The sequence below is a fragment of the Bradyrhizobium jicamae genome, assembly GCF_001440395.1.
GTDB classification, from domain to species: domain Bacteria; phylum Pseudomonadota; class Alphaproteobacteria; order Rhizobiales; family Xanthobacteraceae; genus Bradyrhizobium; species Bradyrhizobium jicamae.
Map to the genome: position 1 here is coordinate 34,191 of NZ_LLXZ01000038.1, position 9,973 is coordinate 44,163.

Sequence of the window (9,973 nt, forward strand, 5' to 3'; positions counted from 1 at the left end):
CCCGGAACATCCTGCGCCACCGAAAGAATCTGGCCTGAGCGTCAGAAAGCGAACGGAAGCATCCGCCGCCATCCGCCATATCCGGCTCAACACCGCGCGGGATTGTTCCGTGTCGGGACACCCCGCCACGATGGGGAATTCCTCCGTTTAGTGCAGTTTTGAGTGAAAGGACGAAGACGCGTGAATCAAGCCAACACGAAGGAAACGAACGCAGATACGAAAGCCGACATGTCATTCCTTGCAGTGCCCGGCATTTTTAACGGGTTTGCGGAGCAAAACCTGACCAAGGCAAAGGAGAACATCGAGAAGGCGAAGATGGCCTCGGGAGCAGTCAATGACGCGCTCCGGGACGCTTATTCAGCCAATGCAAAGGGCGCGGCCGACTACGCCGCCAAACTCATCGAGTTTTCAAACGCCAATACCAGCTCGGCCTTTGATTTTCTCAGCCATCTGCTGGGCTTGAAATCGCCCTCGGAAATCCTGCAGCTCTCGGCTGCGCAGGGCTGCAAGAACTTCGAAGCCACGACCGCGCAGAGCCGGGAACTCTGGCAGCTTACGCGCAAGATCGCGACCGAAACGGCCGATCCGCTCAAGAAGAGCTTTGCCAGCGCACTGCAGAAGGCAGCCTAGATCATCATCGAACTTTGCGGCCCGCCGGGATCGGCTGGAATAAGCGCCCCATGAGAAGGGCGCGTTCCGGCCGATGGCGAACTGCCGTCGACACAAAAAATCCAGCAACGGAGGAACACAATGGGCGTGGTCATGATCAAATGCCCCGGCACCGGACGCGCTATCCCGACGGGGATGAAATCGGAACGCGACAGGTTTCGGTCCAGCCCGGTGTTTTTCGCCCGCACCTTCTGCTCGATCTGCCAGACCAATCACGAATGGTTTGCCCGGGAGGCCTGGGTGCACGAGCCGGAAGAGGAATGGCGCATGTCCCCCCGCGCCGCATTCGCCCTGCAACCGGCATAGCGCCGCTGCGGGCTTTCAATCCAGTCAATGCTGCCGCGGCCGTTGCCCGGCCACTCCGCGCGCCGGCGAGCGCCGCCGCGCTTCGTGCACGTTGGCAAACACAGGAAGATCGGCCTCAGGCGGCAGCGGCTTCGTCTCCACCGTCTGGACGATCCGATCGATCCTGCTGCGCATGAGCTGATAGCACTCGCATGTCGCCGCCTCGAGCTGCGGCCTGTCGATCTCGATCGACCCCCGCCGATTGGACCGGATTCCACCCGCGTCGCGCAGCTTGCCGACGATATGCGTCACCGTGGGGCGGCGCACGCCGAGCAATTCCGCTAGCGTGTCTTGCGTCAGCGGCAGCGTATTGCCTCCGGCCCGATCGTGGACCTGCAGCAACCAGTTCGCCAGCCGGGCCGTTACCGAGTGCAGCGCATTGCAGGCCGCGACGTGCTGGAATTGCGCCATCAGCGCCCTGGTGTGGGTTTGAACCGCCCCCCTCAAGGCATCGCTGCGTTCAAGCGCCGCCTGAAACTGCGCCGGCGAAATCTGCAGCGCCGTCCCCGCCACCCGCACCACCGCCGTCATCGGAGAGCGGGTCGGCCCGAGCGCCGTCAGGACGCCGACCGCGCCCTCATTGCCGACGACGGCGGTCGCGACCGTCTGCCCGTTCGGCATGTCCATGACGAAGGCGATCAGGCCGGTAAGCGGGAAATAAATCCGCCCGATCGGATCGCCCGACCGCACCAGCACGCTGTCCCGCTCAAGCGAAACCATTCGGAAATGACGCACAAGCAAATCGAGGTCTGCTGTCGGCAACGCAGCTAACAGTCGATTACCAACTCTGGCCCTATGCTCCATCACGGGAATACTCCTTCCCAGACGGACGCGCGGCTCGCTGCAGAAATTCCCGTGGCGTCAGGGCTGCATGCGGATGAACAGACCGCGCCTGAACAAAGAAATACGCCCTTCCGGTCGAAGTTCCAACAGGATTCGTGGGAAGGCCCGGCGCCCGCCGGCGCTCACGCCGCAATCGGAAAGACGACGCCCGATCGTGAAGTGGTGAGATTATACCTAGGGCTGATTACGGTGTCCGCGAAATCCCATCGCCAGCACGTAGCGCTCGGAGGAATCCTGGCGGCTCGACGCCGGCTTGACGTGGCGCACGCTGGAGAAATCGCGCTTCAACTGCACGACCAGTTCGGCATCGGCGCCGCTCTGAAATACCTTTGCCAGAAACGTTCCGCCGGGATTGAGCACGTCGGCGGCAAATGCCGCTGCCGTCTCGACGAGACCGATTATGCGCAATTGGTCCGTCTTGCGATGGCCGGTGGTGTTGGCCGCCATGTCGGACATCACGACATCGGCGCGGCCGCCCATCATCGCGATCAGTTTCTCCGGCGCGTCCTCCGCCAGGAAATCGAGCTGCGCGAACTCGACGCCGGGGATTTCCGGCATCTCAAGGAGATCGATTGCGATCACCTTGCCCTTGCCGGCGACCGCGCCGACGCGCCTGGCCGCGATCTGGCTCCAGCCACCGGGCGCGGCGCCGAGGTCGACCACCGCCAGCCCTGGCTTGAGCAGGCGGTATTTGTCATCGATCTCGATCAGCTTGTAGGCCGCGCGCGAGCGATAGCCGTCCCGCTTGGCTTTCGCCACATAGGGATCGTTGAGTTGACGCTCCAGCCAGAGCTTTGACGACAGCTTGCGCTTGCCTCCGGTCTTGACCGTGACGTGGAGGCGCCCGGTGGTGTCTTTTGCCATACCAATTCCCATCGTCATTCCGGGGCGCATCGAAGATGCGAACTACGGTGCGCAATAGCGCACCTGAGAATCTCGAGATTCCGGGCCTGCGCTTCGCGCATCCCGGAATGACGTTTAGCTTATGTTCAACGCGCCGTCCTCGCGCATCATCTCGACCAGCATCCCCTCCCGCAGGCCCCGGTCGGCGACGCGCAGCCGCGGCAGCGGAAAGACATCGCGGATCGCATCGAGGATGGCGCAGCCGGCCAGCACCAGATCGGCGCGCTCGACGCTGATGCAATTATTGTCGGCGCGCTGCTGATAGCTCATGCCGAGCAGCCGCTGGATCACGGCCGTGACGTCAGAACCATTCATCCAGATGCCGTCGATGCGGCGGCGGTCGTAGCGCGCCAGATTGAGGTGGACGCCGGCCAGCGTCGTCACGGTGCCCGAGGTGCCCAGCATGTGCATGTCGCGCAAATCCGTGCCGTGCTCGGCCGCGAACGGCGCCACATATTGCGCGACCTCGCGCACCATCTGCGCGTAGGTATCCTCCGTTACGTCGCGCCCGCCGAAATGCTCGGCCAGCGTGACGACGCCGAGCGGGACCGACATCCACGCCTTGATCCGCGGCGGCGCATTCTGCTGGTCCGGATCGCGCTCGATCCGAACCAGTTCGGTCGAGCCGCCGCCGATGTCGAACAGGATCGCGCCCCGCCCCCTTGGATCGAGCAGCGGCGAGCAGCCGATCACGGCCAGCGTCGCCTCGGTCTCGCGATCGATCACCTCGAGGCGGATGCCGGTCTCGCTGGCGACGCGGGCGCGAAAGCTGTCGGCATTGGCGGCTGCACGGCAGGCCTCGGTTGCGATCAGCCGCAGGCGCTTGGCCTTCCGGTAGCGGATCTTGTCGCTGCAGATGCTGAGCGCCGCGATGGCGCGCTCGATCGCGGCCTCGCTGATGGAACCGGTTGCGGAAATGCCCTCGCCGAGCCGGATGATCCGCGAAAACGAATCCACCACGCGAAAACTGTCGCCGAGCGGGCTGGCGATCAAAAGCCGGCAATTGTTCGTGCCGAGGTCAAGCGCGGCATAGACACCGTTTGCCGATGCCGCCGCAGCCGACCCTGACGGGCTGGCGCCGGCCTGAAGGCCTTCGCGCAGCCGCGTATCCTCATTCATCAAAACTGTCTTTCCGCGGGCCGCTTCCGGCCGCCGAGAAAAATTACCGTTCACGGAAACTTTAGCAGCGCCAAGGGGGTACGCAACAACCCATCACATAGGACTATGCCCAATCAGGCGTTGTCCGGAATGTTACGGTGCGTTATCTGAGCGGGAACCCATAAAATCCAAGAAAATCCCAAGCATTTCAGGTGTTTTTCGATGCAAGATCACACGTCGGCCTCCTCCCTGGACAACGCTATCGCACTGCAAAAATACGGCGTGGGACAGCCGGTGCGCCGCAAGGAAGACGACACGCTGGTACGCGGGCGCGGCAAATACACTGACGATTTCACCCTGCCCGGCCAGGCCTATTGCTGGATGGTGCGTTCCAGCCATGCCCACGGAATCATCAAGGGGATCGACACCGCCGCCGCCAGGGCGATGCCGGGCGTGCTCGGCGTCTGGACCGGCAAGGACCTCGAAGCCGCCGGCTACGCCCCCTTCACCTGCGGCCTGCCGCTGAAGAGCCGCGACGGCTCGCCGCTGTTGCAGACCAACCGTCCGGCGCTGGCAACCGACAAGGTGCGCTTCGTCGGCGATCCCATCGCCTTCGTGGTCGCCGAAACGCTGGCGCAGGCGCGCGATGCGGCGGAAGCCGTCGAGCTCGACATCGAGCCGCTGCCGGCGGTGACCGATGCGGCGGAAGCGGCAAAGCCCGGCGCGCCGCAGCTTTACGATCACATCCCGAACAATGTCGCGCTGGATTATCACTATGGCGACAGCGCAAAGATCGAGGCGGCATTCGCTGCTGCTGCGCACGTCACAAAACTCGATATCGTCAACACCCGGGTTGCCGTGGTGTCGATGGAGCCCCGGGTGGCGCTGGCCGCCTACGACAAGGCCGCCGAGCGTTTCACGCTGCAGGTGCCGACGCAGGGCGTCTCCGGCAACAAGGTGACGCTGGCAAAAATCCTCAACGTGCCGAACGACAAGGTTCGCATCCTCACCGCCAATGTCGGCGGCTCCTTTGGCATGAAGAACGTCAGCTATCCCGAATACACCTGCATCCTGCATGCGGCGAAGGCGCTGGGTCGTCCGGTGAAGTGGACCGACGAACGCTCGACCAGCTTCCTCTCCGACAGCCATGGTCGCGCGCAGCTGATTCATGCCGAACTGGCGCTGGACGCCGAGGGCAAGTTCCTCGCGGTGCGCCTCGAAGGTTACGGCAATCTCGGCGCTTACATCACCGGCGTCGCGCCGGGGCCGCTGTCGCTCAACACCGGCAAGAACCTGGCGAGCGTCTATCGCACGCCGCTGCTCGGCGTCGACATCAAGACGGTCTTGACCAACACCACGCTGATGGGCGCCTATCGCGGCGCGGGCCGGCCCGAGGCCAACTATTACATGGAGCGGCTGATCGACCGCGCCGCCGACGAGATGGGCATCAACCGCCTGACGCTGCGCAAGCGCAACTTCATCAAGCCGGCGCAACTGCCGTTCGCGGCGGCAAGCGGCGTCACCTATGACAGCGGCGATTTCGCCGGCGTCTTCAACAAGGCGCTCGAGATTTCCGACCACGCCAATTTTGCCAAGCGCAAGAAGGAGAGCAAGAAGAGCGGCAAGCTGCGCGGCATCGCCGTCGGCTCCTATCTCGAAGTGACCGCGCCGCCGAGCGGCGAACTCGGCAAGATCACCTTCGAGCCGGATGGTTCGGTGAAGCTCACGACCGGCACGCTCGATTACGGCCAGGGCCACGCCACGCCGTTCGCGCAGGTGCTGTCGGCGCAGCTCGGGGTGCCCTTCGAGAAGATCACGATCGAGCAGAACGACAGCGATCTCGTCCGCTTCGGCAACGGCACCGGCGGCTCGCGCTCGATCACGGCGACCGGCCAGGCGATCGTGGAAGCCTCCGCGCTCGTGGTCGAAAAGGGCAAGCAGGCCGCCGCGCATCTGATGGAAGCGTCCGAAGGCGATATCGAATTCGGCAATGGCCGCTTCACCATCGCCGGCACCGATCGCTCGATCGGCATCATGGAGCTGGCGCAGCGCGTGCGCGAGGGCAAGATGCCCGAAGGCGTGCCGCTGTCGCTCGACGTCGACCACGCCACCAAGGACACGCCGTCCACCTTCCCCAATGGCTGCCATGTCGCGGAAGTCGAGATCGACCCTGAAACCGGCGTCGTGGCCATCGTGCGCTATTTCGCGGTCAATGATTTCGGCACCGTGGTCAATCCGATGATCGTCGCCGGCCAGTTGCATGGCGGCGTGGCGCAGGGCATCGGCCAGTCGCTGATGGAGCAGGTCAGCTACGACGCCAGCGGTCAGCCGATCACCGGCTCGTTCATGGACTATGCCCTGCCGCGGGCGGAAGACATCCCGCCGATGGAGATCGGCGACCACCCCTCGCCGGCGAAATCAAATCCGCTCGGCACCAAAGGCTGCGGCGAAGCCGGCTGCGCCGGCAGCCTCGTCTGCATCGTCAATGCGGTGGTAGATGCGCTGTCGGAATACGGCATCACGCACATCGACATGCCGCTGACGCCGGAACGGGTGTGGCGCGCGATTCAGGATGCGAAGGCGAAGGCGGCGGCTTGAGAGCCGCACTGCCAACCACCCCATTGCTGTCATCCAGTCTATGAGCCACTTCGAAACGATGCAAATCTTCTTCCGCTGTTTGAAGCCGTGGGAGGACAATTTGCGAGGTTTGAATGTGATTTTCGACCTTGGCATATTTTTCGGCGAGTGCGTCATCGCTCGAACCCGCGCGTGCACTGGACCAACGGGCCCGGCGTATCTGACAATGGACAGGCCGCGGCCAGCGGGTCACACCTCGCGTGGGACAGCCTAAAAAGGTGGCTGGTCGGTCGTTCACCAGGTTTGTCATAGCTTCACCATTCCTCGAACCGCCCAGGCACTACTTGCAAAACTGCGCGGGCCATCCGGAAGGCCAGCCAGATAGGCGGTCCTGACGCTTGACTCGATCTGCTGCTGTGTCGGCTCAGGCAGACCAGCCAGGAACTCACTTTGGGTCCCCTGGCCGAAAACAGCAGGGAGCCAAAAATCTTCAAAGCTCTCGAAATCCGTCCGGATAGTCAAAAGTGTCGAAGTCACATTCGAGAGGCCGGCATGTTGGAAAGCGGTCTGCAGCTCATTGGGCTGTGTCATCGGACGGATCAATAGAGCGGACCTCCGCTGCTCCGCCGGCGGATGGATCGCTGCAACCGTGTCCCAGAACATTCGCCGGCTTGGCATTCCTCCGAAAGTATCCCAAACCGCTGCGGCGACGACGCCGCCCGGCTTCACTACGCGAACCATCTCAGAAATGGCCCTGGCCGCGTCTGGCACGAAGTGAAGGACCAGAAGGGACAAGGCCATGTCGAATTGAGCCGACGCGTATGGCAAAGCCATCGCATCGCCCCGTCGTACATTAATCGATGCGGTCCCCTTTCGGGAGTTTACCGCCTCCACGAATTCGGGTTCGTAGTCCAAAGCATCGATTGATGCGGCCATGCGCCGGTCGGCAATTTCGAAGGTCAGGCTTCCGGTTCCACAGCCCACGTCCAGAACCGCCGCCCCCTCGACGAGCCCCGTGAACTCAAGAAAGCCTGAAGCAAGTCGTTTGCTCCACCGTCCCATGTAAGAGTCGTAAGCCGCTGCACCGCGGGTCTCAAAGTTCGAGGGCATTGCTCACCGCTTTCGTAGTTCAGCGGACTGCCCAGTTGGCAGTCCGCATCGTCCAACTTCTTCAATGGGGGCCGCTTTGGCGATGAGGGCCTACTCCAGTTTCGCGCCGGAGCGCTTCACGACATCGGCCCATTTCGCCGATTCCTTCTTGATGAGGGCCGCGAACTCCTCTGGTGTCCCGCCGGCCGGCTCATCGCCGATTTGCTCATAGCGCGCCTTGAAGAAGTCAGATTGGATTGCGCGGTTGATGGCGGCGTTGAGCTTATCGACGATCGGGCGAGGCGTGCCGGCTGGCGCCGCGACGCCAAACCATATCAGCGCGTCATAACCTGGAACGCCGGCCTCAGAGATTGTCGGCAGGTCAGGAAAGCCGACCGACCGCCTCGCGCCGCTGACGCCCAATGCCCGGATGGCTTTCTGCCTGGCATGCGGCGCGATGGACGTGAGACTCTCGAACATGAGATCGACGCGTCCGGCAATGAGATCGGTGATGGCGGCGGTGCCGCCCTTATAGGGCACGTGCACGATCTCGCTGCCGCTCATGAACTTGAACAGCTCGCCGCTAACATGGCCGGGCGAGCCGCTGCCGGATGACGCGTTCGAAAGTTTGCCGGGGGCTTTCTTGGCGTACTCGATTAGTTCGGTGACACTGTGGATCGGCAGCGAGGGAGCGACCGCAAGCAGGAGATGCCCTGTCGTGACCAGTGCGATGGGCTGGAAATCGCGCTCGATATCGTAGGGTAGCTTGGCGACCATGTGCGGCGCGATCGCGAACGCACCGATACTGGCAAACAGCAGCGTGTAGCCGTCGGGCTGCGCCTTCGCGACCGCATCATTGCCGATGACGAAAGCACCGCCGGGCCGGTTCTCGATGATGACGGATTGGCCAAGCTCCTTTGACAGCTCCTGCGCCAGAATGCGTGCGCCATTGTCGGTGGCGCTGCCGGGAGCTTGCGGGACTACGATCTTTATGGCCCGCTCGGGATACCGCGCTTGCGCGGACGTCGCCAAAGCGGCGGCGCATGTGAGGCTAACCAGCAAAAGAAGTTTTATGCGCATCGGCCCTCTCCTTCGCTTGGGATTTAAACTTCGGCGGCACGTTGAAAAGATCGAGGCATCCCCGCGCAGCGAGGGCCAGACGGCGGCTGATTGCTTAACCGTCGCTGTAGAACACAAACTGAGATGGTGCGCGACGTTCGTCAGGATCATCTCCTGCGCTGTTGGTTCAAGCCTGGAGTGCATCGCTCAGCGAGAAAGAGTCAATGTCCCGCGCGAGCTGTCATTCCAAGCCTGTGTGTGAATTCTGCCGCCGGAGCAAATAGTTCGTCCAATGCATAATTGTGCTAACATCTCATGCCGCCACGGAATAGGAATCGCACCCATGGACATCAGGCGTCTGAAAACCTTTGTCGCCGTTGCCGAGCTTGGCACTGTGTCAAAAGCAGCGGTGCAGCTGCGCATTGGGCAGCCTGCGCTGTCGCGGCAAATCAGCGATCTTCAGCAAGAACTCGACCTCCGTCTCTTTGATCGTGTAGGACGGCGCTTGGTTTTGACCGCGCAAGGCGAGCAGCTCCTCGTAGATTGTCGCCGCGTCCTAACCGACGTCAACGGCGTGCGCGAGCGGGCAGACGTGCTTCGGCGCGGAGACAGCGGTGTCCTGAAAGTTTTGGCTCCGCCGCACACGATTGAGAGCGTGCTATCCGGGTTTCTACCTCGATATGCCGAGAGCTTTCCGAACGTGCATGTCGAGTTGACTGAGGCGCTTGGCCCTGAGCAGCCCACCCTGCTCGAGCGCGGTGAAGCTCATGTCGGCATCAGAATTGACCCAGGTGTTGATCCACGATTCGAGACTCGCGTCCTACAATCCGCGTATGTGTTGGCTGTCGGTGCCGCATCCGTCGAACTCGGCAAAGCCGGTGTCATAACGATCGGGCAGCTTGTCTCCTACCCTCTCCTGTTGCCGTCCGGTTATTCCGTCCGCCGCCTATTCGACGCGGCTTGCCGCTTGGCAAGAGCCCATCCCAAAATTGTGCTCGAGAGCCGTGCATCGCACACGCTGTTGGCCTTGGCAGAGGCTGGGCAAGGCGTGGCGATCGTCCCATCCCTTCAGCGAACCGATCGCTACGACGTACGCGTTGCTCGCGTAGCGCATGGTCGCAAACCTATTCGAGAGCTCGTTGCAATTCAGTGGGACAGGCGTCGTCCACTTCCTCCTTACGCCCTCACTTTTTGCGAACATTTGGCCCGCTACATGCGCACCGTCTTGCCTATCATGAAGCCTACCAAGGCCAACCGTTCCGTGGATCTTCGTGCGCGCTAAACGCCGACAAGTTCGCGGTCTGCCTTCAAGAAGCACGCATCATGGCCCGCTATGGGTCACGTGTGGACGGCGCCCTGGCAAGAACTTTCTGACGGCTTGCAGCATTGG

The 9,973-nt window shown here is 62.6% G+C and carries 9 protein-coding genes; 4 read left to right on the forward strand and 5 right to left on the reverse strand.

All coding sequences use genetic code 11. The annotated features are described in order from the left end of the window. Positions 1-228 precede the first annotated feature (228 nt). Both CQ12_RS06225 and CQ12_RS06230 read left to right on the forward strand, forming a co-directional pair. Positions 229-630 carry a phasin family protein gene (locus CQ12_RS06225; RefSeq protein WP_063799685.1) on the forward strand — a complete coding sequence of 134 codons (402 nt, stop codon included), beginning with the start codon at positions 229-231 and terminating at the stop codon, positions 628-630. A 120-nt stretch (positions 631-750) separates the two neighbouring features. Continuing rightward, positions 751-975: a hypothetical protein gene (locus CQ12_RS06230; protein ID WP_057834468.1), complete on the forward strand. Its 225-nt coding sequence runs from the start codon at positions 751-753 to the stop codon at positions 973-975. A gap of 24 nt (positions 976-999) precedes the next feature. On the opposite strand, the gene CQ12_RS06235 is transcribed toward CQ12_RS06230, so the two are convergent. The 3 genes from CQ12_RS06235 to CQ12_RS06245 all read right to left on the reverse strand — a co-directional run bounded on the left by CQ12_RS06235 (position 1,000) and on the right by CQ12_RS06245 (position 3,879). Continuing rightward, complete coding sequence (locus CQ12_RS06235; RefSeq protein ID WP_157088030.1) at positions 1,000-1,821, reverse strand: Crp/Fnr family transcriptional regulator; 822 nt, start codon at positions 1,819-1,821, stop codon at positions 1,000-1,002. Positions 1,822-2,031: 210 nt separating this feature from the next. After that, entirely contained in the window at positions 2,032-2,721 is a 690-nt protein-coding gene (locus CQ12_RS06240) for an RlmE family RNA methyltransferase (protein WP_057834470.1), read from the reverse strand. Positions 2,722-2,835: 114 nt separating this feature from the next. After that, positions 2,836-3,879, reverse strand: coding sequence for a Ppx/GppA phosphatase family protein (locus CQ12_RS06245; RefSeq protein ID WP_083519150.1), 1,044 nt, complete (start codon positions 3,877-3,879; stop codon positions 2,836-2,838). Between the two features lie 201 nt (positions 3,880-4,080). Between CQ12_RS06245 and CQ12_RS06250 the strand changes: the two genes are divergently transcribed. Beyond that, positions 4,081-6,456 carry a xanthine dehydrogenase family protein molybdopterin-binding subunit gene (locus CQ12_RS06250; RefSeq protein WP_057834471.1) on the forward strand — a complete coding sequence of 792 codons (2,376 nt, stop codon included), beginning with the start codon at positions 4,081-4,083 and terminating at the stop codon, positions 6,454-6,456. A 285-nt stretch (positions 6,457-6,741) separates the two neighbouring features. On the opposite strand, the gene CQ12_RS06260 is transcribed toward CQ12_RS06250, so the two are convergent. Beyond that, positions 6,742-7,497 (reverse strand): class I SAM-dependent methyltransferase, encoded by a 756-nt coding sequence (locus tag CQ12_RS06260; RefSeq protein WP_245309767.1) that lies wholly within the window; start codon positions 7,495-7,497, stop codon positions 6,742-6,744. A gap of 138 nt (positions 7,498-7,635) precedes the next feature. Beyond that, positions 7,636-8,604, reverse strand: a complete 969-nt coding sequence (locus CQ12_RS06265; protein ID WP_063799684.1) for a Bug family tripartite tricarboxylate transporter substrate binding protein — start codon at positions 8,602-8,604, stop codon at positions 7,636-7,638. Between the two features lie 322 nt (positions 8,605-8,926). Here CQ12_RS06265 and CQ12_RS06270 point away from each other — a divergent pair, with 322 nt between their 5' ends. Then, positions 8,927-9,865 (forward strand): LysR family transcriptional regulator, encoded by a 939-nt coding sequence (locus tag CQ12_RS06270; protein WP_057834475.1) that lies wholly within the window; start codon positions 8,927-8,929, stop codon positions 9,863-9,865. Positions 9,866-9,973 lie beyond the last annotated feature (108 nt).